Raw genomic sequence first — 22,230 nt, forward strand, 5'->3', positions numbered from 1 at the left:
AATGAAGATCTTGATTATCGAGGATGAAAAACACAATGCAAACCGATTGCAGGCGATGGTAAAGGAAATCGATCCTGAATTTATAGTTTGCGATATACTGGAGAGCGTTTCTGATAGTATCGAATGGTTTAATAATCAGCCTGCTCCCTATTTGATTCTGATGGACGTTAGGTTAGCAGACGGATTGTGTTTCGAGATCTTTTCTTCCTGTACAGTAACGGCTCCCGTTATCTTTACTACAGCATATGATGAGTACGCCATTCGGGCTTTCAAAGTAAATAGTATAGATTACCTGTTAAAACCAATTCACAAACCTGAACTAGAGGCAGCGCTTACTAAATTCAGGCAATTGGTTCATAGCAAACAGCCAGACCCGGGGATCGCCGACCTGATCAATATTATTAAAAAACAAGGGGCGAGTTTCCGATCCAGGTTTTTGATTCCCTTAAATGATGGTTATAAATCGGTAGGTGTCGAGGACGTAGATTATATTTATTCCGAATTTAAAGTAACGCATCTAGTCTCGACCGATGGGCAGGTATATGCAACCACTCAAACTATGGACGAACTGGAGGAACAACTGGATCCTTCCTTATTTTTCAGGGCCAACAGACAGCATATCATTTCTCTGGGTGTGATCAAAGACATTCACAATTACTTCAATGGCAAGCTTAAGGTGGTCATCAAAAAATACCCTGATGCAGAAATCGTGATCAGCCGGGAAAAAGCGGTCAACTTCAAGCAATGGCTTGACCGATGAATTAACCTGTTTTAGTTAGAGCCCATATTCCAGCGCTTTTCTTTTAATGAAAGCCAAACTACCGGCTGCTAATTCGTCAGCATCATATTTTGAAGGTTGCCATAAATTTACACGTGCTGACATACCCGCAATCGAGGATGAAAAGTTTTCCAGTACCAATGCACCCTGATAATTGATATCAGCTAATGCCTGGAAAAGGTCGTCCCAACGTACGTTGCCTTCAGTCGGCATCCCCCGGTTACTTTCTGTGATGTGCAGATGTCTAAGAAGATATCCACTTTTGAGTACGGGATCAGAAAAGTTTTCTTCCTCAATGTTCATGTGGAAAGTATCCAAATGTACAGCCAGAGCGCTTGAACCAACCTGATCAATCAAATTCAATACATCGCTGGCAACATTACAGATGTAGCTTTCATACCTGTTAATCGGTTCGATGCATATGACAATACCCAAACGCTCGGCATAATCCGCTGCGTCAGACAGAACCTGAACTACGGTGTCTTGTTCCGTGGAAGTTTTTACGGCTCCCGAGAACACACCAATTCCACTATGAAGGACACCCGCTAGAATTCGAGAATCTAACTCTTTAGCAATGTCAAGCGCCCACTTAATATCGCTTAAGGCCTTATCCGGGTAAAAGGGAATATGGCTGTTTGCCGGTAGATTAAAAGAACAAACAGCCTCAATTCTGTTTTCTTTGAGCTGTTTCCTGACTGTAGCCGTTTCAATTTTCCGGGAAGGTGGCAACAGTATTTCCAGTAGATCGAAACCTGCAGCAGCTGTTTTCTTGATGGCATATTCGCCTTCGACTGCTTTCCAGTCAGGCAATATCCAGGACAGTATTGATGCTCCAAACTTTATCATCTGATCGTACGTTTCTCTTGGAAGTCAAGCAGCTCTGGTAAAGTATAAGGCGGACAAGCTCCTTCTTTTGTAGTAATAAAAGCACCGGTCGCTATTGCCATATTCAGTATTTCAGCATTGTTATCAGCAGTTTTCAAATCATATCTAGCTGCTAAAAAGCCGGCAAAGAAAGCATCCCCGCTCCCAACCGTATCATTAATGTCAATCTGATAAGCGTCCTGGTGAAGTTGATTATTATAACGGTAATAATTGGCTCCCTTACTTCCTTTAGTTAAAACGATTTCAGCTATACCAAAACGATCCTGAATATACTTAATCCGTAGGTGTTCATCCGTCTCAATATCAACCTCCAATGCCTCAATCAAGAAATTAAGTTCCGCTTTGTTCAGTTTTAAAACATCTATCTCTGGTAAAATGGCGACAATCTTTTCAAGGTTAAAATGTGGCAACCTTAAGTTTATATCCAAAACTTTAATCTTAGCCAGCTTTACCAATTCCATCAAGGTATTATAGGAAGTTGAACTGCGCATAGCGAGACTCCCGAAAACCAAAACCTCAGACTCCTGAACCTTCATCTTATAGAGCTCTAAAAGTGGGATGTTATCCCAGGCCACGTCTTCAAAGATAGTATATGAGGCATCGTTATGCTCATCAAGCACTAACGCAACTGTGCTGGTCGGATATTCAGGGTCCTGCTCAATGTATTCCGTCGTCATTCCCCAAGTCTCCAGCTGCTTCAGCAGCTCCTTGCCATTGTCGTCATTTCCCACTCGCGAGATCATTGTGCAATCTACGCCCAGCCTTCGCAAGTTATATGCTACATTCATGGGTGCCCCTCCAGGCTTCTTTGCACCATCAGGGAAGACGTCCCAAAGGACTTCCCCGAAGCAAACCATAATGGCTTTATCAGATTTTTGTTCTTCTTGCATTACATGATATGTTTTGTCCTGTTAAGCTCGCTTTTAAGCCATTTGTTTTCTTATACAAGGTGAAATTACAATTCTTAGTTACAGAAGAGCAACCTTTTTAAATATTACCCGGTAGGAGTAAACAATCGTTACTATATTGAGCCGGATATTAAGGGGAGCAATAAAAGCCGCTTTCAAACAATGAGATTGAATAAACACCCTACCCTGCTGTTAATGTTATTGATTCTTCTTGGGAATCAGACCTTCGCACAACCGCTTAGGGTTGCAGTCGCGGCAAATGCGCAAGGACTAATGAAAAGACTGCAGGCAGACTTCAAAAAGCGCACAGGCATCGAGACGGAGGCAATTATAGGTGCCTCTGGCAAACTCAGTACTCAAATTATGAATGGCGCACCCTATGATGTATTTCTTTCGGCTGATACAAAATTTCCAGATCAACTCTACGCGGCCGGCTTCGGCTTAAGAAAACCTGTTATCTATGCATTAGGGAGCTTAATTATATGTGGAAACGACAAACTGGACTTAAATAACTGGCAAAATACTTTAATTGGCAATCAGATAAAGAAGGTTGCCATTGCCAATTCACTAACAGCACCCTACGGCAAAGCCGCTGAAGAAGCGCTGGCATTCTACAAACTAGATACGAAGATTAAATCGAAACTCATACGTGGAGAAAGCATCTCGCAGGTGAATACGTATCTTCAGACCGGAGCGGTAACAATTGGTTTTACAACGGAGGCGTTTCTCTATGAAGATAATAAAAGTGGTAACCTGAACTGGGCAAGAATCGATTCTAAAAGTTACCATCCAATCGCACAGGCAGCTATTCTGCTTCGCCACGCCAAACCAGGTAAATTAACAGAAGCCGTTAGATTTTTCAACTATCTGACTTCCCCTGAGGCGATAAAAATTATCAGCAACAGCGGGTACCACTCCCCGATCACAAAGAAGTAATATGGACCTGGAACCGATATGGCTTAGCATAAAACTGGCGCTTTTAACCACTTTGATCTTACTCGTAATCGGCATTCCTATAGGGTATTGGTTATCACGTAAAAGTTCAGTTGCCCGACTAATCATTGAAGCACTTATTACGATGCCACTTGTTTTGCCGCCTTCAGTGTTAGGCTTCTACCTTCTATTGGCCTTTAGTCCGACTAATTCCTTAGGACACTGGTTGCAAGAACACTTCGATGTCCAGCTTGTTTTTTCATTCGAGGGCCTGGTAATTGCTTCCCTAATTTACAGCTTACCTTTCATGATCAGCCCAATTAAATCTGCCTTCTCACAACTACCCAGATCTTTGGCCGAAGCTTCCTTTACTATGGGGAAGTCAAAAATGGAGACGTTCTTAAAAATACAGTTGCCTAACATAAAAGCTTCAATCTTAACCGCAGCAGTGCTTACCTTTGCACATACTTTAGGAGAATTTGGCGTGGTCTTAATGATCGGGGGAAATATCCCCGGAGTAACCAAGGTGGCCTCAATAGCCATTTACGATGCTGTGGAAACGATGGATTACAGGGCAGCGAATGACTATGCCCTTATACTTTTCGCAATCACATTCAGCATCGTGCTGGCCGTCTTTTTGTTCAATAGAAAAGCAGTTAAAAGTCCTTTTGAATGATAGACATTGACATAACCAAGCGTATAAAAACCTACGGGGGCATTGTAGAACTGCGGGTTAAAACTTCCTTTCAATCGAAAGGCATCAGTAGGATAGCTGGCGCTTCCGGCGCAGGAAAGACCACCTTACTTAAAGTTATTGCAGGACTGATTCAGCCTGAACATGGTACTATAAAAGTAAATGAGGAGTTATGGTTTGACTCCTCCGCAAATTACTCAAAGAGGATTCAAGACCGCAGCGTTGGATTTGTATTTCAGGATTACGCATTGTTCCCTAACATGACTGTGGAGCAACACTTGCGTTACGGAAGCCAAGATGAGGTTTACATCAGCCATTTGCTAGAAATCGGACAAATGGAATCTTTCAGAAATAGCATTCCCAGGCAGTTATCAGGTGGACAGCAGCAAAGACTTGGAATCCTAAGAGCCCTATCCACAAAACCAGCACTTCTTTTAATGGACGAGCCCTTCTCTGCACTGGATCAAGTCTTAAAAACACAACTGATCTCCAATTTGAAGACGCTTTTTCAAGAACAGAACACTACGGTACTGCTAGTGACCCATGCCCAGGATGAAATTCAGGAGTCAAGCATATTCTCATTGTAAAGAGGTTTACAACTCCGTCAACTTGAATTCGTCATGCCGGCGAAGGCCGGTATCAGGACCTCGGTATGGCGATGCCACCAACTACGAGGTCCCGGTCTTCACCGGAATGACGACCGATAAAAACAACTGAACGACCACTAAAGACAACTGGACGATCGCCACACCGCCTGCCTCTCGTAATTTCTTTAACAACTCAAACGATCTTCAAAATCTTCTGTTGTAACCAAAAAACTCCTATGCAGAAACTAGATAAAACAGTAGTCGTAACCGGAGCTAGCTCCGGAATAGGTCAAGGGATCGCTATTGCGTTCGGAAAACTTGGTGCAAATGTAGTGGTCAATTACCATAGCGACGAAGAAGGCGCAACCCATACCCTAAACACCATCATAGAATCGGGTGGTAAGGGTCTCATTTACAAAGCCGATGTGGGCATTGAAGAAGAAGCAGCCGCACTGATGAACCTTGCAATAGACACCTACGGAAGGTTTGATGTCCTGATCAATAATGCAGGGATCCAAATGGACAATTCCTTCTCTCAGATGACTTTAGATGAATGGTCGGGCGTAATCAACACAAACCTTACCGGACAATTTCTATGCGCTCGCGAAGCGATCAGACACTTCGAAACAAAAGAAGATAACGGTGATTGCAAAGGAAACATCATATTTATCAGTTCAGTGCATGATATTATCCCTTGGGCTGGACACGTCAATTATGCTTCTTCGAAGGGAGGTATCCTGATGCTCATGAAATCACTCGCGCTAGAAATTGCCCCTAAAAAGATCAGGGTAAATGCAATATCGCCCGGAGCAATTGCTACCGACATCAACGAAGAGGTTTGGAGTGACGAAGAAAAGAAGAAAGAATTGCTGAAGCTCATTCCTTATAAGCGCATTGGTGATGTTGAAGATATCGGAAAAGTTGCCGTTTGGCTCGCATCAGATGAGAGTGACTACGTTGTAGGCACCACCATTTATGTGGATGGTGGTATGACATTGTATCCGGGATTCGTAGATAATGGCTAGCTTTCTTCCGTCATCCGTTAGAAGCCCGGGACCTCGGGAAAGAACCGCCAGCTCTAACCATTTCCACATGCTCAATGCCATCCTCATCGTAAACGTCCCCGTCAGCTATAAAACCTAAGGAAGCATAAAAAGGCAAAGCATAAGTTTGAGCCCCAATCCGAATGTCACCCTTGCCATACAGTTCTTCGCAGCTCTGAATGGAAAGTTTCATCAACTCCCGACCCAAGCCCGTACCTCTGAACGCCGGGGAAGTCACTACCCTGCCAATTGACACCTCTACATAGGAAACGCCTGCAGGCACTAGTCGGCTATAAGCGGCCAACTGCCCCTCAGAGAATAAAGAAACGTGGTAACAATACTGGTCCTTATTATCCTGATCCAGAAAAACGCAGTTTTGTTCTACAACAAATACTTCGCTGCGTAAGCGAAGTATTTGATAAAGCTCGTCGGCCGATAGACCGTTAAATGGTTTGACGCTATGAATTAAAGTCATTGACAGTTAGGTATTGAAATGGCAAAGTTAAGGTTTTGCAATCTCCAATACTATTCTACCACTGATATCTCCTTTTTTCATATCATCAAACACGGAATTTATATCTTCCAGCTTAGCAGCCTTGACAGTAGCTTTAACCTTTCCTTCCAGTGCAAAAGAAATTGCTTCCTGCATATCTTTTCTTGTACCTACAATAGAGCCTCTAATGGTTGTGCCATTAATCACAGTATCGAAAATGGACAAGTCAAAAGTTCCCGCTGGTAAGCCATTGATCGAAAGGATTCCTTTGCGCCTCAAAGCACTTAATCCCTGATTAAAGGCAATTGGCGACGGAGCAGTAACAAGAACACCATGCATCCCGCCAGTCTCTTTCTTTAAGAAGCTTCCAGGATCTACATTTCTCGCATTGACAGTCAGATCTGCACCCAGGTCTTTTGCGAGTTGCAGTTTATCATCAGAAATGTCAATAGCAGCAACATGTAATCCCATGGCTTTTGCATATTGAACAGCAAGATGTCCTAAGCCTCCAATACCCGAAATGGCTACCCACTCTCCTGGTTTAGCTTCAGTTTCCTTCAAACCTTTATATACCGTAACACCTGCACAAATGATAGGTGCCATCGCTGTAAAATCGATATTGGAAGGAAAGCGTGCTACGTATCTTGAATCGGCAACTACATATTCCGCGAAGCCTCCATCAACACTATAGCCACCATTCTGCTGGCTCTCACAAAGCGTTTCCCAACCCGTATAGCAGTACTCACAACATCCGCAGGCACTATATAACCAAGGCACTCCAACTATATCTCCATCTTTGATATGCTTAACATTACGGCCCAGAGCCACTACATATCCTATCGCTTCGTGCCCTGGTATCAAAGGCATTGTTGGCTTAGCAGGCCAGTCACCGGTACATGCATGCAAATCTGTATGACAAACGCCACAGGCAATCACCTTTACCAGGATTTCATTTTCTTCAGGTTCTCTAACCTGAACTTCCTCGATATGCAACGGTGCTCCAAACTCATGGATAACCGCTGCTTTCATTGTTTTAGGTATCATGATCTTAAAGATTAAAATCCAACTACTGCTTCAATAACATATCCGTTGAATTTGCCTCCTGCACGATAGTCCTGAGTAGGGAAATCTTGATATTTCTGTACCACATATTCACCTTTCAACAACACGTTTCTAGTTAAAAACCAACCAGCTGCTCCTGCAATGCGATTAACTGTTACGTCACCTGTGTAGGTTACCGCAGTTGTATTCGCTAAGCGTGCTTTAGCAGTATTGTATTTAGCGCCTATGAACAAGTTTTCATTTTTACCGAAGCGATACACTGCATCTGCTGCGAACTGACTCATCTTCCTGTTGTCTGTTTCTCGTGAAGTTCTTCCAGAAGCGGTTTCGTAGGTACCAAACAATTCTAATCCTTTAACTTTTAAGAATCCGTTGAACATGAATGTGTTCACTTTCTTGCTAAAGCCGGGATTGAAACGTCCGGAAAAAGCCAATGGTGTTCCAGCGCCTGATGTGCTGCTTGGGTTAGCAGAATTCAATTCCATTACGTATTGATAGTTAGAACCAGAACGGTCGCCACCAAATATGGTATTTCCTCCAGAACTTTGATTGCCGTAATATGAACCGCTTACTCTTAGGCGCACATCATCCATAACTTGTTTATCAAATCCCCCTTTTAGCAATATGGATGGAGCTTTGTGGTAATCGCCATCAGGATTTGATGCTGCATACAAGGAATCAACATTACCTTTTATCATTCCATTGGTTGCACCGATTACACCGAAAAAGCCATTTTTTCTCAACATGACTTGTCCGCCAATCTCTGTAGCAAACTCGTCTACAATATTGCCCTCCATGAATGGATTGTAAATAGCGCTACCGCCATCACTTCTGCGGAAATGCTGATCGCCGTAATCTACTTCAAAGTGTCCTATCTTAATGGTAGCGATCTCCATGATATCGTCCCAGATTTTGCCATCAAATGGTAGTTTATCAAATTGAATATACCCTCCTTTTACCCAAGTTTCATTGTGGTGTTTGGTAGAAAGGTAGCTGGTGATGTTCAACCTGATCCCATCCGCCAACTGAACATCCATATACAGATTGGCCTGTGCAGTTTGAAATCCTGGAGTAATGATCTTCAATCTGTTACCCGGAACAGCCGGGCTGAACGAACCAATGTTATTATTTACTGCACCGGGATTTTTGTGTTTTAAATTTTGGAATTGTTGTGTAAATCCAGCACCAAACTTCAGTTTTAAACCATCGAAGGTCGTAGATGAATCTTTTGGATCTTCGAATACGTTAATCCCGGTTTTGTCATAGGGTCTTAGGTTGTCGATTTTCTGGAATTGTGCAAATGAAGTGAATGGTGCGATACTAAAGGCAATAATTGCCCATGTTGCTATTTTCATGATCGTGAGTATGATTGATTGTTGGTTAATTTTTAAAGTTGAGGTTGTAGGCAATGCTTAGCTCATCTCCTACCTTCATTGCGCCAAGCATAAAACTTGGTGGCTCAATGCTGTAGTCGGTCAGCTTTAACTTTTGAATTCCGTTACAAGTAATGGTTTGATCGGCGTTTACTACACCAATGGCTTGCAGGGTTACTATTTTAGAAACACCGGCGATGCTTAGGGATCCAGTTACTTTTACCGAAAACTTGCCTTTAGATACCGGAGTAATTACAGCGCTACTGGATTTAAAAGTAATCTTAGGATTAGCGTCTGCCTTAATCACTTTGTGAGTACGAGTATCCATAGAACTGTGCTCGCTTTTGAGACCTTTGGCATTTACACTGAAGTTCAGGGAAGTTAAAGATTTAGGTACATTGTCGCTGCCGACTAAAGGACCAAAGTCTGCATCAGATACAGGATTTTGTGCAGTCATATCCCAATCGTGAACATTGGATTTTCCAGAGACTTTAACCACGTTTTCTTTAGAACCGTTTAACTTGTACGTGTCCTGCGCATGCAGCTGAGTGCCAAATAATAGCGGCGCAAAGATCAGAGCTGAAAAGTATTTTAAAGTGGTATTTAACCGATTAAATTGTAGAATTTTTTTCATAACATTTTGATTAATTTGTTTAATCAAAAGTATACTAAAGTATTTCGCTACAAATAATTGCAAACATCTATAAAGGTGATTGTCGTCACATTATTTCCTGAGCTCTCGTGCTTTTTAATTAGAATTATAAGACGAGGCATTTCTTTATGGATTAAGCTTAGCGAACACGATCCCAGCGATGATAGATTGGACAAACCCATACAATAACCAGCTGACCACCATCACCACGGTAACATCCATTGCGCTAAATGTAATCCACATAACGGGTAGCAACGCAACCACAGCATAGACAAACCCGAACTCCAGCCCCCTTAGCAAGAATGATCCCGCAAACAATTTTTTAAAGCGATCCCAAAACCAGGATAAAGCAAAGCTGATCACAAAGGCATGTGTATAAAAAAGGATATCCCGATCACCATGGGAATCAAATAACGGATTGTTATAATCCACAAAAAAGCTTGGAAAAAACTTGATGCCCAGATACAAACTACCATAACTCAGGATAGACAGTACGATTCCTGCGACAAAGCCAGGATAAATAATTTTTCTCATTATTACTAGTTTAGAATTTTTATGTTGAGCATGAATTCTACATCCAACTCATTGTTTGTTTTAATCATTCCTCCAAGTCTTTTCGGGGGGACAATATTAAAATCGGAGAAATTCACCCTCTTGCTGCCAATGAGACGAAGGTTAGTACTACCCGTCATCACAAACTGATAATCAATTTCAAAACGTTTTACAGCACCTGCCAGCTCAATGGTTACAAAACCTTTAATTGAGTTCCCAGAACGCGATGGATCTGGATAACTGCTGAGGTCTTCGAAGGTTATGCTTAGCTTAGGGTACTGTTTAGCCTTTAGCGTTTTCCGGAGATCGCTGGTCATCATAACATTTTTGCAGTCGAACTTCAGCACATCCAAAACTACAGAGCCTGTAAGTTTTACACGTTGCAGGCTGTTGATTTTGGCAAGGGTTAGGGTATCAGGTTTTACATACTCTGGAATCAAACAGCTAAACTTGTTGATATTTGTACTGCCATTTACTTTTAGCGTACTCTGTTTACTTAAAACCCATCGAACCGGACCAGGAGCGTTCGATTCAACAGTTGCCGATTTAAAACCTAAAACAGGCCATAGCAGCACCATTAACCACAATACTAAAGGGAAGGGTCTCAAAATATAACCTGGCATCTTATTCATTTTTTTCATCACTAGCATAGCAATGAAATGTCATGTAAACTCGTGTTATCATTTGCTTTACCAGTTGACAACGATTAGCTTTTTAAGTGATGTGCATCATTTATAAAGTTGCTATTTATTTATCACCTGTCGTATAGGACAGATTGTCATTCGACCGAGGTTGAGACCGCCTTGGTACCGCGTTGGTACCCCCTTGATACCGCCTTGGTACCGCTAAAGCAGAACCAAAGGGGTACCAACGCGGATGAAACGGAGAACCGAAATAAGTACAGTATAATCTGTGACAAGGCCTTTAGCAAAGTCAAGCTTTTATTTCTAACTTGTTAGCTATGAAACTTCTTACGCTTGCACTGCTCTTAACATGCATAACTGCCTCTGGACAGTCAGGAAAACTGGCGCTGCCGTTGCGTGTAGCAAAAGACCAGAGACATTTAGTGGATCAAAATGGAAGATACTTTCTTTACAACGGAGACACCGCCTGGATGCTGTTTATTAAGCTCAACAAGGAAGAAGCCCTGGATTACCTCCTACAGCGAAAAGCCCAAGGGTTCAATGTTGTTCAAATTATTTTAACAGGTTTCGCAGATTTCAACGGTGAATCGCCTATTAACCGTTATGGACAGCGACCTTTTTTGAACAGCGGCGACTTTAGCACTCCCAATCCCGCGTATTTTGACCATGTGGAATGGGTGGTTAAAAAGGCGGACTCGTTAAGGCTTATACTTTCCATTGCACCGCTTTGGGCGGGTTGTTGCGGCGAAGGGTGGGCTGGAAAAGGCAAAGCGATGTCTGTAAATAAACCGGAGGGCAACTTTAAGTTTGGCGAATTTCTGGGCAAGCGCTTTTCTAGATATAAAAATATGCTTTGGATCCTTGGCGGAGATAACGATCCGAATGGAGATCAAGACAATTATCGCCAGCTGGCTCTCGGGATAAAAGCGCATTCAAGTAAACAGTTGATCACCTATCATGCAGCCTCCTCTCACTCCAGCACTGATGTTTGGAAAGATGAGTCTTGGTTGGATTTCAGTATGGTTTACACTTATTTTAGAGGTTTTAACAAAGCCTGGAACCTGAACCAGCCAGATGTTTATGAGGTAGCATGGAAAGAGTATGCTAAAAAACCAACAAAGCCTTTTATTCTTGGCGAGTCTACTTATGAAGGAGAGCATGAAAGCTGGGGCTCCGCATTGCAAGCCAGGAAACAAGCCTACTGGGCTGTGCTCGGCGGAGGCATTGGGAATGGATACGGCTCCCCCACCTGGAAGTGCGACCAAAACTGGAGAACCTATGTTCAACTACCGGGAGCTTCTTCGTTGAAGCACTTTTATGAGTTCTTTTCAGCCTTGAAATGGGAAAAGCTGGTGCCCGATTCTACGAAAAGCGTTGCCGTTTCCGGTAGTGGAGTTGTGGCGACCAATAACCTGTCGATCACGGCAATTGCGAATGATGGCAGCTTCTCTGTATCGTACCTCCCTGGTCCGAGAACGCTTAAAATCAATCTCGGAAAGCTTAATTCCAAACAATTGACCGCAATATGGGTTGACCCATCTACTGGTAAAAAAGAGCCTAAACAGCCAGTTGCCTTTGAAGAGTTGAAGAGTTTTACTCCTCCAGCGGGAGATCACGATTGGTTATTGTTGATCAAGTCCTAAGATCTTAGCTAGCAGTCTGGCTCATTTGGTATCTATCGAAATATAGTGCTTTGTGCCTTTGTAGTATTGAATATTGAAGGTTATGGGAAAAGAAAGAATCAGCAACAGCGAATTGTCTCCTTTAGGACTCAGCGAGGCAGAGCTATTAGCGAGGTTTAGTCGGGTTGCTAATGGCTTGTTGAAAAACAAGATAATGAGCAAAGCGGAGATATTGGCTAACCTCGAATCATTGATAGACGATCCACTCCCTTACGCTTTACAGGAAGGTGGACAGTTCAAAAATATAGCAGATGAAGTCGTTAGTCAGCGTAAACGTGGCAGGCTGCCGAAGCCCGAACGCAGTAACTTTAAGCTAAAGGAAAACGTTTCGGAATTTCCCATATGGGGATTGGAACACATTGAAGCGGGCGCCCTGGCACAAATGAGAACTGCTGTACAGTTGCCAATTGCAATTGCAGGGGCTTTAATGCCAGATGCCCATCAGGGTTATGGGTTGCCAATTGGTGGAGTGCTTGCTACAGACGCAAACGCAATTATACCTTTTGCTGTAGGTGTAGACATCGCTTGCAGAATGTGTTTAAGCATTTTCGATCTTCCCGCAGCCACAGTGGACAGAGAGAAAGACATGCTGAAAAGCTTACTTCTAGAGCATACGAATTTCGGCATGGGCGGAACGACAAAAAGATACTTTGACAGCTCCTTGTTTGATAGCTCTGCATGGAAGGAAACAAAAATAATCCGGAGTTTAAGAGATAAAGCATATGCGCAACTCGGAACAAGCGGAACCGGTAATCACTTTGTAGAATGGGGGGAGCTTACCATTCCTGATGATACATTGGATGGCGTTCCAGCGGGCGCTTACCTGGCCTTGCTTTCTCATTCAGGTTCGCGGGGATTCGGCGGGAATATTGCAAATCATTATAGCAAGATCGCGATGACGAAAACTAAGCTTCCTGCAGAAGCGAAACATCTGGCATGGTTGGATCTGGATAAAGAAGACGGACAGGAATACTGGATCGCGATGAATTTGGCAGGGGAATATGCGAGTGCGAACCATCACGAGATTCACAATAAGATTGCAAAAGCTTTGAACCTTAACCCCCTTATGCGCATAGAAAATCACCATAATTTTGCCTGGAAAGAGCAACTCGAGGACGGCACTGAGGTAATGGTCCACCGTAAAGGAGCTACTCCTGCCGGCGAAGGTGTACTGGGAATTATTCCAGGCTCGATGAGTACGCCAGGCTTTGTTGTACGTGGGAAAGGCAATGCATCAAGCATCAATTCTGCTAGCCACGGAGCTGGAAGATTAATGAGCCGTTCTGCAGCTTTTAAAACGCTGGACAAAATCGCAATTGCGGCAAATCTTGTTGATAAGCGCATTACACTGATGGGAAGCGATATGGATGAAGCGCCGATGGCTTACAAAGACATTCACGCGGTAATGGCAGCGCAACATGATCTGGTTGAGGTAATCGCGAAATTCCAACCCAGAATAGTGAGAATGGCTAATCCGAAAGAAAGGCCAGAAGATTAGAAGCGCTCATTCCACCGTGGAGTTGTTCCGTATATAGACTGATATATTTCTAGTATTTCTTCCTCCACATCTTTGGGAACGTCTTTTGTACGCTTGTCCTGAGTAACATACCAATAAACATCCAATGCTTCTATGTTTTCGAGAAGCATCTTTGGTGCCCAATGACCTTCGGGGAGTTTACTATTGATATAAACCAAATTGATTCTTCCTCGCTCAAGGGCGTAAATCAGGTAAATGCCTTCGAAATCTTTAGGTACGTTCGAAACCTTCGCGAGTTGATCATCCGCTTGAAAGAAAAAATGACCGTTCTTTTTGTATTTGCTTAGTTCGTCAAACATGGGTTTAAATTCTAGGCAAATTAACTGATTATTCCGGACTACGCCATAATGCTATCTTCACTCTGCGAAGATTAAGGAAGGAGCCTGGATTCACTTCCATTGGTTGGCTTTGGCGCCGCCGCCTTCAACGAGTTTTCTTAATGAAGTATCTTCAGATGGCCTGTTGTGCCTCATCCTTATTTGCGGGTGATACGATTCCAACCATTCTTTTATCATAAGCTCTCCATCATTTTGATCAAATTCACTAAACTTTCTTTTTTGGGTGCGTCATCCAGCCATGAGGTCATTTTTGTTATATCCAGGGCGCTCAGTCTATCCTCATCTATCCTTAAATTCTCAATGGCATAACTTCGAGCGGATTTTACGCTTCTTAGCGTGAGTCCGGAAGTTGTTACAATTTTATCGAAAAGTGATTTCTCAGGCGACGCGATCATTGCGAACTGGTTATCTGATAACTGAACCTGTTGGATACCGAAAGCGTAATAAGGAAGGCCCAGATGCACATAAGAAAATAACCCGCCAGGAGTTGAGAAACTACGCGGAAACTTAGTTGTCACAGAAGTTATTTCATAAACGCGCTCAGGTATAAGACCGTGAAATGATAACGCTGCATCCAGGGAGACGTAGCTTGGCCCTAGTAAATGATTTGCAAGCAAAAAAGGTTCCGGTTGAGGTTGGTCTGGTAAATTTGGCCCGGGTGTATATATTCCACGTTTTACAGCTGATAAAAACCCTTCTTTAAGTAACGAATGGATCTTGTCATTAGGTCTTTTGTAACCTTTCAGTAAGGAGATTAACAACTGATGAGTAATCGGTTGCCCTGCAAAGGCCTTAATAGATTGCAAGATGTTCATACACAATTGTATAATATTTAATAGATAATCGGTAAATAACCGATTATCTATTAAATATTATACAATTTATGATGTAAAGACGCTATCACTCATTGCCTTAAAAAACCTCCAAAGCATATCACCTGTTTGCCCATCATTTACTGTCATTGTAAGTGAGCCAGAACCAGTTTTGCTACCAATGCCTCCAAATTCTTGATTATTAAAGGGAATTAGGTTAAACGAAATAGAGCCCTACTCATTCTTTCTCACGTTCGGATTTGGGCGCAGCCAAATCGGTTCCAAACCGTTGACATTCTAAACAAAGTAAGTTGACACGCTCAACAAAACCGGTTCCTCATCAGCTGCCTAAATTTGTTCTATATCATTTAAACAAAAGAAAATGGAAAAGAACAATTATCAAGGAGCGTTACAACACCCAATTGGGTCAGGATTTAATGCAAAATCAACAGCGTTGGAAGTTATTAACGGCATTGACCTTACAGGAAAAATCGCCATCGTTACAGGCGGAAATTCTGGCATCGGCTTAGAAACAACAAAAGTGCTTGCAGCTGCAGGGGCAACAGTTATCGTTCCAGCAAGAGACCTGGAAAAAGCAAAGAAGAACCTTGCGGGTATTCCAAACGTAGAACTGGAAGCTATGAACCTGATTGACCCAGCATCAATTGACACTTTTGCAGATCAATTTCTGAAATCCGGAAGACCGCTTCATTTGTTGATCAACAACGCAGGAATCATGTGGGTACCACTGCAAAGAGACTGTCGCGGTATCGAATCACAATTGGCAACCAACTACCTGGGGCAGTTCCAGCTGGTGGCAAGACTTTGGCCGGCGCTAAAAAAAGCTAATGGTGCTAGGGTAGTCAATGTATCTTCCTACGGCCATCAGATGGCAGCCTTTAATTTCGAGGATCCAAATTTCGAGCACCGCGCATATGAAACGCTACAGGCCTATGGGCAGTCAAAAACGGCGAGCAATCTATTCGCCCTTGAGTTCGATAACAAGGCTAAACCATTCAATGTAAGAGCCTTTTCATTGCACCCGGGATCTATACACGGGACAGAGTTGGCTAGGAATGCAGATTTGGAACTGTTTAAACAGATGGGCTTCTTCGGTGAGGATGGGGAGATCCGTCCTGAGATTATCGCTAGTCTTAAAACCATCGCACAAGGTGCCGCTACCACGATATGGTGCGCAACTAGTCCAATGCTTGATGGTATAGGGGGCGTGTATTGCGAAGATGGAGACATTGCTGAACTAGACCTCGGTAGTTTCGGACAAGACAATGGTTTAGGCACACGCGGGGTACAAGAATACTCATTAGAAGAGCGCAATGCCAAGAGGCTATGGAGCCTAACAGAGGACATGACTGGGATTGTATTTGAAGTTGGTTAAAGCGCCTCCGGGGATTCTTCTGTTTCTGTTAACCTTTGCGAAATTTATCAGGACTTACGTAACATTTGCTACACCTACACGATGTTCGGGTTGACGAATGCTAGATATTGAAATCAGATAAAAACCAATAACTTTAGAACAATGGAACATATATCTAAATACCTCAGTCCAGAAATCAAGCTTTCTAGTTATGAAGACAAGCTGTTCAAGTCAGATCTGATGTTTGAGGACCATATGCTAGTGTGGTTTATTTCGGGCGAGACAAAGATCATTCAGGCCGATACCAGTTTCGTTTTTAAAACGGGTGATATCTTCCTGATTCCAAGAAATGAACTGGCCACGATCATCAATTATCCTAAACATGGCCTGCCGCATAAGACTGTAGTAATGCATCTCTCTATAGAACGACTCAAGAAGTTTTATGAGAGGATCGGCATTAAAAAAACCGGCCAACCTGAACAGAAGATATACCGTTTTAACAACCACCCTCTGCTGGAGAGCTGCCTCGCTTCACTCATACCCTATTTTGATGTGGAAGGGGAATTTCCGGAGAGTTTGGCGACACTTAAAATTGAAGAGGCGATAAATATCCTGCGGCTGATTGATTCGGGCGTAGATAACTTACTGGCAAATTTTGATGTTCCAGGCAAGATAGACCTGGTCAACTTCATGCAGCGGAATTTTATGTTCAATATGTCTTTAGAGAAAATTGGCTATTTAACTGGCCGTAGTCTGTCTACCTTTAATCGGGATTTTAAAAAGCTCTTTAATACGACGCCCCAAAGATGGTTAACGGAAAAGAGACTGGAACTTGCCTACTATCAATTAACGGAAAAAAAGAAGAAGCCGACGGAGGTTTTCCTTGAAGTAGGTTTTGAAGACCTCTCCCACTTCTCTTTTACTTTCAAAAAGAAGTACGGTATCTCCCCAAATCAGCTGCCATTAAAGAGTTATTAAGCGCCATGCCGAAACATTCGCTTACGAATACCTTAACATTAATTGTAGTTTTGTCGGGCCGCCAACACTGCGTGGCAAAAACACCAATTACCGCTCTTACATGAAAAAAATACTTTTACTGGTTTTATCATTTTTCACTTACAACTTTTGCTTTGGTCAGCAGTTAGACGTCAAACAAATACAATCGCTCACAAAGGCGGGAATTAAAAAAGCTTATCCAGCCAGTATCCGGATGTGGGCGTATGACACCGTAAAAAATCAACAGGCCGGTCCGCAATTCAGTGGCGTAGTTGTTACTTCAGATGGACACATACTTACCGCCGCTCATGTGAATACGCCCGGACAGACTTACATGGTAACTTTCCCTAATGGAAAGACCTGCATAGCCGAGGGCCTCGGGAAAATTGAATTTGAGAAAACTCCAATGATGCCTGATGTAGCAATGATGAGGATCATAACGCCGGGTACATGGCCCTACGCCGAGATGGGCTGGTCTTCGGCTATAAAGCTGAACGAACCAGTTATAAGTATCGCTTATCCCGAAAGCCTTAACCAGCCTCTGCCATTGGTACGGTTTGGAAGCATCACCAGTGTGATAAATGAATACGGCTTTCTTCAAACCACTTGCAGGATGGAACCTGGCGATTCCGGCGGGCCAGTGTTCGATTATTTAGGCCGGGTGATTGGCCTGCATAGCGCTATAAACGGAGATTTGGACTACGAAGTGCCCGTAGATTTGTATAGAAAGTATTGGACTGCATTAAACGTACGAAAGACTTATACCGCCTTGCCTGAACATGAAGATGTGGTTGGAAATGATCCGATGAAGATCTTAAGCTTCCCCAAACTTGCAAGCCTTGACATAAACTTTTTGAAATCTGCCAAGCTATATAGCGGCAACGTGGTATCAATTGAGAGTGCTGATGCAGGTAAGCCGCAGCAAGTGCTGGGCACTATAATCAAGACACCAAAGCTTACTTATATCATCAGTAAAAGCTCTCTGATCGGAGCAAATCCCGTTGTAAAGTTTGTCGATGGCAAAACACTTTCTGCCAAGGCGATCTATAGGGACAAAAAAACAGACCTCGTTTTGCTGGAGCCAGTCGCAAAAGTTAAAGGTGGAATTAGCCTAAACACATTCGTTAAGGATTCGATCAATACTGGCAAGCTTGGTGATTTCCTCCTCTCAGTTCAGCCAAACGCAACGTTGAGCCAGGTGAGCGTAATAGGCAGTACTTACTTTCCTTTAAGTAAAGTAGCAGCTATGGCATATCTTGGTGCTGCCGTGGCCTATAAAGAACCTGTCGCGATCACTGTGGTACAGCCAGGAAGTCCGGCAGGCAATGCTGGTCTCCAGGTAGGCGATCAGGTGGCTAGCATTGATAGCGCAACAATCAATAAGCCTGAGGACTACGGAAATCAGCTGATAAAATATTGGATAGGCGATACCATCAAGTTCGATGTGCTTCGCTTAGGGGAGCGAATTAGTAAGGAAATTGTACTGTCATCGAGGCCTGAAAGGCCCGCTAAACATCCAGCAGATCTACTCAAAGGTGGTAAAAGCGGCAGGCGGGATGGATTCGATGCTGTTTTTGCACATGGTGCTGATATAATGCCTGAGCAATGTGGCGGTCCGGTACTTGACCAGATGGGAAAATTCTACGGAATTAACATCGCTAGGTTCAGCCGCACAAGTACCATAGTAGTCCCGGCTTCCGTCATTCTTTCATTTCTAAACTCAGCGCTGGCTTCTAAAAACAGTCTTCAATAATCATTTTGCTGCTAATTTCACTTAAATTGGTTAACACTTACATCAATAAACCCAATGAATACGCTCTCCAAAATTACGCTCAGCCTCCTGATTTGCTTTGCCCTCAGTTCCTGTACTAAAACCACAATCCTGGTTCCTGACGCACCTGCGAAAAAAACAGAGGACCTTAAACCGGAACTATTTGAAGTCAGTGTCTCAGACATTGCCCATAATTCTGCAGTGCTTAAATGGTCCGAATCGTTTGATCCGGAATACGACGAAGTGACTTATACTGTCGAATTAGAGGAGAAGCAAGTAGCCTCCAAATTAACTACCAAGACGTTTAAACTAGAAAGTCTAAGTCCGTCCCGTAGTTACAAAGGTAAAATTATAGCTATAGACCCTAAGGGAAATTCAGAATCGGTTTCATTTGAGTTCAGGACCAATGACGGCTTCATCAAGTTCCTTAAAACCCTCTATGTTGAAAACCCAGCTGGTATGGAAGGCAGATCGATACTTGCCACTTCAGACGGAGGCTACATTATTGGAGGAAGGATTGCCTTTGAATCCTGGAATACGCTGATGGTTAAAGTGAATTTGCTTGGAGAAGTGGAGTGGTATAAGACTTTGGACATCTATCCGGGGAACCCAAAGCTAGTTGAGGTACCGGGAGGCTATGCAATGTCAAGTGCCGATTATGTTTTCAAATTTGACTTTAACGGAAACCTCATATGGAAAAAGCAAATAGATCTGCAGGGTACTACTGCACAAGGAGAGCTGTATAGCATAACGTTGACTAGAGACAACCATTTGGTGGTTGTCGGACAAGAGATTGAAGATTACCCCTTTCCAGTCACAGATAAAACCATGATGAGCAAGGCTGCAGTGATCAAACTAGACCTAAACGGTCAGGTCATCTGGAAAAAATTGTATGGTGATAAAAGGCGTAATCAGGCTACCGACTTGGTAGAGGATCAGAATGGAAATTTATACCTCTGCGGTGATCAGGAAACCGGATATGACCTGAGCTCCCTATGGCAGTTTAAGTTGGATAAAAATGGTACAGTGCTCTGGAGCCGTACCTATGAAAATACTGGATTCAGTTTTGCGCAATCCATTCGCATCACCTCAGATAATAAACTCATTACCTGCGGATTCAGCTCTTCAGTTACCTATCGCATTTACCTGGTGAAAACAGAGCTGAATGGAGACCTTGTGAAGATGATCAAGCCTCAATTCAGTTTTGCCGAAACAGCATATGGTATGGTCAATACAACAGATGGCGGTGTTGCCATCTCTACGAGCATGGAAGGCTCCTACGTCAGTAAAGCGGGCTTGTTAAAATATGATGCAGAGCTGAACCTCGAGTGGAATAAAACTTACCCAGGAAAACAATATGGTAATGGACGGAGCCTGTTACAGACTTCAGACAAAGGCTTCATTATGACTGGGGTCACTTATGGCACCACCACCAGCGCCGGACCAGCAGGAATGATTTTAATTAAAACCAATTCGAAAGGCGATTATGAATAATCTAAAGACGTTGCTACTATCTGCCGTGCTGTTGGTTGCAGTAAACGCATGTAAGAAAGAGACCGTAGAGCAAGAAATCTCGCTCGAGTTGAAAGATATTCAACTAAGCAATACCACACAAAATAGCTTTTCGATATCCTATCAGCTTAACAACAACATGTTTTCCGAAACTGGTCTTCTATACGCTACGGACTCCCTTGCGTTGGTAAAGGAAGAACAAACTGTGACTCGTCTGAAAGGCGTGGAGAAGAATGGCAGCTATCTTGTTGTGGCAAGGAAACTCAGCGCATTTACGAGCTATTGGTATAGGATTTTTGCCGTCGACCACAAAGGCATCACCCGCTTATTTAAAATCAGCAAAGCCATTTCTAATGGTTTCAATTTGCATTGGCCGGGGGAATTTAACAAAATGCTGGTACAATCAAAAGACAACGGTATAGCGCTTGAGTTGCTTGCCGATCAGCCTGACAAGAACATGTTGAGCTATAAAGCCACTCTGGGCGCCAATGAAATTTCTCTCCTATCTGTCGCACCTGTAGCCGGAACGGAAAATACTTATCTGTTGAATTTTTCCGTTTTTGAAACGCAAACTCCGGGACCCCTACCCTTTAAACTTTACTACAAAGGAAGCCTTGTATTTGAGAGTGAACTTACTTACGACAACTCCAATCAGCTCACTGCCAAACAACTGTCTACACATCCCAGCGGTTATGGAGGGAATGCTTTCTTCAGATTTAAAGACAACGTTTACACGACTGTATTCGACGTGTCCGCATGGAATCCAAATAGTAATACCTGGGCATTGACCGGTCAGAAAATCAATGAAGTTTATGGTAATCCAGCGTTGGGAGATGAAGGACTTGAAGTCAATGGCAAAATCTGGTTTAGGCCTTTCTCCTCCGGGCAAGGCGCATTCATTAGATGGTATGCACCTGAAAGTAATATCTGGGGCATGGTTAAGTTGATGGATTACGTTTCTACGAACTCAGCTCAGGAATACATTGATAATGCCACGACCTTTGTTTACCAAGGAAAGATTTATGCATTCCTGATCCATGGTTTCAGCAGCGCGATAGCAAAAAATAACGTCAGCGAAAGCATATTAGGCGAATTTGATCCTGCAAGCGGTTCCTGGAGGCAGCTTATGGTACTAGATCATAAGGTAACGAATTATAAGGCTATGGTATTTAATGAAAAAATTTATGTCACTGCAACTACCAGGCGTACACAACTTTCAGGTTCACCCAGCGATTTTCGTTCTCTTTGGTATGAGTTGGACTTGAAAACGCCAAACTTGATCGACAAATCGCCACTAGTGATAGACGGCTTTGAATGGGGAGCGCTTAAACCAGCGATGTTTAATTACCGTGGTCATTTGTTTATGTATGGCGGAGCGGGTTACGATAATTATGAGACACGTAATCTTTATGAGTATCTGCCAAGTGAAGATAAATGGAAACGGTATTTCATTCAGAATTCCGGTATACTGCCTGGACAATGGAGTTTCTGTTACGTCATCGCCGACCATATTTACATCGGAATGGGATCCAAAAACGGAATTTATGAACTAACATTTTCTAAGCCACTATCACAAAAGTGATAAACAGCTCTTTACTCGACC

Annotated in this window: 22 protein-coding genes; 12 read left to right on the top strand and 10 right to left on the bottom strand. The window is 43.1% G+C overall.

The window, feature by feature from the left end:
- The first annotated feature begins 1 nt into the window (after position 1).
- Positions 2 to 760 carry a LytR/AlgR family response regulator transcription factor gene (locus WKF66_RS07755; RefSeq protein WP_489673856.1) on the top strand — a complete coding sequence of 253 codons (759 nt, stop codon included), beginning with the start codon at positions 2 to 4 and terminating at the stop codon, positions 758 to 760.
- A gap of 15 nt (positions 761 to 775) precedes the next feature.
- On the opposite strand, the gene WKF66_RS07760 is transcribed toward WKF66_RS07755, so the two are convergent.
- On the bottom strand, positions 776 to 1,624 hold the full coding sequence (locus tag WKF66_RS07760) for a sugar phosphate isomerase/epimerase family protein (protein ID WP_489673857.1): 849 nt from the start codon (positions 1,622 to 1,624) through the stop codon (positions 776 to 778).
- Positions 1,621 to 2,553 carry a carbohydrate kinase family protein gene (locus WKF66_RS07765; RefSeq protein WP_489673858.1) on the bottom strand — a complete coding sequence of 311 codons (933 nt, stop codon included), beginning with the start codon at positions 2,551 to 2,553 and terminating at the stop codon, positions 1,621 to 1,623. Before WKF66_RS07765 ends, WKF66_RS07760 begins: the two co-directional genes overlap by 4 nt.
- A 180-nt stretch (positions 2,554 to 2,733) precedes the next feature.
- Here WKF66_RS07765 and modA point away from each other — a divergent pair, with 180 nt between their 5' ends.
- The 4 genes from modA (at position 2,734) to WKF66_RS07785 (ending at position 5,810) form a co-directional block, all read left to right on the top strand.
- Positions 2,734 to 3,507 carry a molybdate ABC transporter substrate-binding protein gene (gene modA, locus WKF66_RS07770; RefSeq protein ID WP_489673859.1) on the top strand — a complete coding sequence of 258 codons (774 nt, stop codon included), beginning with the start codon at positions 2,734 to 2,736 and terminating at the stop codon, positions 3,505 to 3,507.
- Position 3,508: 1 nt separating this feature from the next.
- Positions 3,509 to 4,180: a molybdate ABC transporter permease subunit gene (gene modB / locus WKF66_RS07775; RefSeq protein ID WP_489673860.1), complete on the top strand. Its 672-nt coding sequence runs from the start codon at positions 3,509 to 3,511 to the stop codon at positions 4,178 to 4,180.
- Entirely contained in the window at positions 4,177 to 4,785 is a 609-nt protein-coding gene (locus WKF66_RS07780; RefSeq protein ID WP_489673861.1) for an ATP-binding cassette domain-containing protein, read from the top strand. The genes modB and WKF66_RS07780 overlap by 4 nt, the downstream gene beginning before the upstream one ends.
- Positions 4,786 to 5,021: 236 nt before the next feature.
- Positions 5,022 to 5,810 (top strand): glucose 1-dehydrogenase, encoded by a 789-nt coding sequence (locus tag WKF66_RS07785; RefSeq protein ID WP_489673862.1) that lies wholly within the window; start codon positions 5,022 to 5,024, stop codon positions 5,808 to 5,810.
- 10 nt (positions 5,811 to 5,820) lie between these two features.
- Here WKF66_RS07785 and WKF66_RS07790 read toward each other — a convergent pair whose 3' ends face one another.
- From WKF66_RS07790 to WKF66_RS07815, 6 genes are all read right to left on the bottom strand, one after another.
- A complete protein-coding gene (locus WKF66_RS07790) occupies positions 5,821 to 6,303 on the bottom strand; it encodes a GNAT family N-acetyltransferase (protein ID WP_489673863.1) in 483 nt (160 codons plus the stop codon).
- Between the two features lie 27 nt (positions 6,304 to 6,330).
- A complete protein-coding gene (gene adhP / locus WKF66_RS07795; protein WP_489673864.1) occupies positions 6,331 to 7,365 on the bottom strand; it encodes an alcohol dehydrogenase AdhP in 1,035 nt (344 codons plus the stop codon).
- Between the two features lie 11 nt (positions 7,366 to 7,376).
- On the bottom strand, positions 7,377 to 8,738 hold the full coding sequence (locus WKF66_RS07800) for a hypothetical protein (RefSeq protein ID WP_489673865.1): 1,362 nt from the start codon (positions 8,736 to 8,738) through the stop codon (positions 7,377 to 7,379).
- A gap of 25 nt (positions 8,739 to 8,763) precedes the next feature.
- Positions 8,764 to 9,390 (bottom strand): YceI family protein, encoded by a 627-nt coding sequence (locus tag WKF66_RS07805; protein ID WP_489673866.1) that lies wholly within the window; start codon positions 9,388 to 9,390, stop codon positions 8,764 to 8,766.
- A 144-nt stretch (positions 9,391 to 9,534) separates the two neighbouring features.
- Entirely contained in the window at positions 9,535 to 9,942 is a 408-nt protein-coding gene (locus WKF66_RS07810; RefSeq protein WP_489673867.1) for a hypothetical protein, read from the bottom strand.
- 5 nt (positions 9,943 to 9,947) lie between these two features.
- A complete protein-coding gene (locus WKF66_RS07815) occupies positions 9,948 to 10,592 on the bottom strand; it encodes a YceI family protein (RefSeq protein ID WP_489673868.1) in 645 nt (214 codons plus the stop codon).
- Positions 10,593 to 10,921: 329 nt separating this feature from the next.
- Here WKF66_RS07815 and WKF66_RS07820 point away from each other — a divergent pair, with 329 nt between their 5' ends.
- Both WKF66_RS07820 and WKF66_RS07825 read left to right on the top strand, forming a co-directional pair.
- The gene (locus WKF66_RS07820; RefSeq protein WP_489673869.1) at positions 10,922 to 12,247 is read left to right on the top strand and encodes a glycoside hydrolase family 140 protein; all 1,326 of its coding nucleotides are present in this window, start codon (positions 10,922 to 10,924) and stop codon (positions 12,245 to 12,247) included.
- Between the two features lie 82 nt (positions 12,248 to 12,329).
- Positions 12,330 to 13,784, top strand: coding sequence for an RtcB family protein (locus WKF66_RS07825; RefSeq protein WP_489673870.1), 1,455 nt, complete (start codon positions 12,330 to 12,332; stop codon positions 13,782 to 13,784).
- On the opposite strand, the gene WKF66_RS07830 is transcribed toward WKF66_RS07825, so the two are convergent.
- Positions 13,781 to 14,122 carry a hypothetical protein gene (locus WKF66_RS07830; RefSeq protein WP_489673871.1) on the bottom strand — a complete coding sequence of 114 codons (342 nt, stop codon included), beginning with the start codon at positions 14,120 to 14,122 and terminating at the stop codon, positions 13,781 to 13,783. The genes WKF66_RS07825 and WKF66_RS07830 overlap by 4 nt on opposite strands.
- A gap of 212 nt (positions 14,123 to 14,334) precedes the next feature.
- Positions 14,335 to 14,976: a type IV toxin-antitoxin system AbiEi family antitoxin domain-containing protein gene (locus tag WKF66_RS07835; RefSeq protein ID WP_489673872.1), complete on the bottom strand. Its 642-nt coding sequence runs from the start codon at positions 14,974 to 14,976 to the stop codon at positions 14,335 to 14,337.
- A gap of 379 nt (positions 14,977 to 15,355) precedes the next feature.
- On the opposite strand from WKF66_RS07835, the gene WKF66_RS07840 reads away from it, so the two are divergent.
- The 5 genes from WKF66_RS07840 to WKF66_RS07860 all read left to right on the top strand — a co-directional run bounded on the left by WKF66_RS07840 (position 15,356) and on the right by WKF66_RS07860 (position 22,209).
- The gene (locus WKF66_RS07840) at positions 15,356 to 16,369 is read left to right on the top strand and encodes an SDR family NAD(P)-dependent oxidoreductase (RefSeq protein ID WP_489673873.1); all 1,014 of its coding nucleotides are present in this window, start codon (positions 15,356 to 15,358) and stop codon (positions 16,367 to 16,369) included.
- A gap of 141 nt (positions 16,370 to 16,510) precedes the next feature.
- Complete coding sequence (locus WKF66_RS07845) at positions 16,511 to 17,326, top strand: helix-turn-helix domain-containing protein (protein ID WP_489673874.1); 816 nt, start codon at positions 16,511 to 16,513, stop codon at positions 17,324 to 17,326.
- Between the two features lie 100 nt (positions 17,327 to 17,426).
- Complete coding sequence (locus WKF66_RS07850; protein ID WP_489673875.1) at positions 17,427 to 19,097, top strand: S1C family serine protease; 1,671 nt, start codon at positions 17,427 to 17,429, stop codon at positions 19,095 to 19,097.
- 54 nt (positions 19,098 to 19,151) lie between these two features.
- On the top strand, positions 19,152 to 20,609 hold the full coding sequence (locus tag WKF66_RS07855) for a fibronectin type III domain-containing protein (protein WP_489673876.1): 1,458 nt from the start codon (positions 19,152 to 19,154) through the stop codon (positions 20,607 to 20,609).
- Positions 20,602 to 22,209 carry a Kelch repeat-containing protein gene (locus WKF66_RS07860; RefSeq protein WP_489673877.1) on the top strand — a complete coding sequence of 536 codons (1,608 nt, stop codon included), beginning with the start codon at positions 20,602 to 20,604 and terminating at the stop codon, positions 22,207 to 22,209. The genes WKF66_RS07855 and WKF66_RS07860 overlap by 8 nt, the downstream gene beginning before the upstream one ends.
- The last annotated feature ends 21 nt before the right edge of the window (positions 22,210 to 22,230 follow it).

The sequence above is a fragment of the Pedobacter sp. genome (genome assembly GCF_037719805.1).
In the GTDB taxonomy this organism is placed as follows: domain Bacteria; phylum Bacteroidota; class Bacteroidia; order Sphingobacteriales; family Sphingobacteriaceae; genus Pedobacter.

What these genes read in the sequence shown, in the direction of transcription:
- WKF66_RS07755 (WP_489673856.1), top strand. Translation starts at nt 2, where the DNA reads ATGAAGATCTTGATTATCGAGGATGAAAAACACAATGCAAACCGATTG.
- WKF66_RS07840 (WP_489673873.1), top strand. Translation starts at nt 15,356, where the DNA reads ATGGAAAAGAACAATTATCAAGGAGCGTTACAACACCCAATTGGGTCA.
- WKF66_RS07835 (WP_489673872.1), bottom strand. Translation starts at nt 14,976, where the DNA reads ATGAACATCTTGCAATCTATTAAGGCCTTTGCAGGGCAACCGATTACT.
- WKF66_RS07785 (WP_489673862.1), top strand. Translation starts at nt 5,022, where the DNA reads ATGCAGAAACTAGATAAAACAGTAGTCGTAACCGGAGCTAGCTCCGGA.
- WKF66_RS07810 (WP_489673867.1), bottom strand. Translation starts at nt 9,942, where the DNA reads ATGAGAAAAATTATTTATCCTGGCTTTGTCGCAGGAATCGTACTGTCT.
- WKF66_RS07830 (WP_489673871.1), bottom strand. Translation starts at nt 14,122, where the DNA reads ATGTTTGACGAACTAAGCAAATACAAAAAGAACGGTCATTTTTTCTTT.
- WKF66_RS07820 (WP_489673869.1), top strand. Translation starts at nt 10,922, where the DNA reads ATGAAACTTCTTACGCTTGCACTGCTCTTAACATGCATAACTGCCTCT.
- WKF66_RS07815 (WP_489673868.1), bottom strand. Translation starts at nt 10,592, where the DNA reads ATGAATAAGATGCCAGGTTATATTTTGAGACCCTTCCCTTTAGTATTG.
- WKF66_RS07805 (WP_489673866.1), bottom strand. Translation starts at nt 9,390, where the DNA reads ATGAAAAAAATTCTACAATTTAATCGGTTAAATACCACTTTAAAATAC.
- WKF66_RS07860 (WP_489673877.1), top strand. Translation starts at nt 20,602, where the DNA reads ATGAATAATCTAAAGACGTTGCTACTATCTGCCGTGCTGTTGGTTGCA.
- WKF66_RS07850 (WP_489673875.1), top strand. Translation starts at nt 17,427, where the DNA reads ATGAAAAAAATACTTTTACTGGTTTTATCATTTTTCACTTACAACTTT.
- WKF66_RS07845 (WP_489673874.1), top strand. Translation starts at nt 16,511, where the DNA reads ATGGAACATATATCTAAATACCTCAGTCCAGAAATCAAGCTTTCTAGT.
- adhP (WP_489673864.1), bottom strand. Translation starts at nt 7,365, where the DNA reads ATGATACCTAAAACAATGAAAGCAGCGGTTATCCATGAGTTTGGAGCA.
- WKF66_RS07760 (WP_489673857.1), bottom strand. Translation starts at nt 1,624, where the DNA reads ATGATAAAGTTTGGAGCATCAATACTGTCCTGGATATTGCCTGACTGG.
- WKF66_RS07765 (WP_489673858.1), bottom strand. Translation starts at nt 2,553, where the DNA reads ATGCAAGAAGAACAAAAATCTGATAAAGCCATTATGGTTTGCTTCGGG.
- modA (WP_489673859.1), top strand. Translation starts at nt 2,734, where the DNA reads ATGAGATTGAATAAACACCCTACCCTGCTGTTAATGTTATTGATTCTT.
- WKF66_RS07800 (WP_489673865.1), bottom strand. Translation starts at nt 8,738, where the DNA reads ATGAAAATAGCAACATGGGCAATTATTGCCTTTAGTATCGCACCATTC.
- WKF66_RS07825 (WP_489673870.1), top strand. Translation starts at nt 12,330, where the DNA reads ATGGGAAAAGAAAGAATCAGCAACAGCGAATTGTCTCCTTTAGGACTC.
- WKF66_RS07790 (WP_489673863.1), bottom strand. Translation starts at nt 6,303, where the DNA reads ATGACTTTAATTCATAGCGTCAAACCATTTAACGGTCTATCGGCCGAC.
- modB (WP_489673860.1), top strand. Translation starts at nt 3,509, where the DNA reads ATGGACCTGGAACCGATATGGCTTAGCATAAAACTGGCGCTTTTAACC.
- WKF66_RS07855 (WP_489673876.1), top strand. Translation starts at nt 19,152, where the DNA reads ATGAATACGCTCTCCAAAATTACGCTCAGCCTCCTGATTTGCTTTGCC.
- WKF66_RS07780 (WP_489673861.1), top strand. Translation starts at nt 4,177, where the DNA reads ATGATAGACATTGACATAACCAAGCGTATAAAAACCTACGGGGGCATT.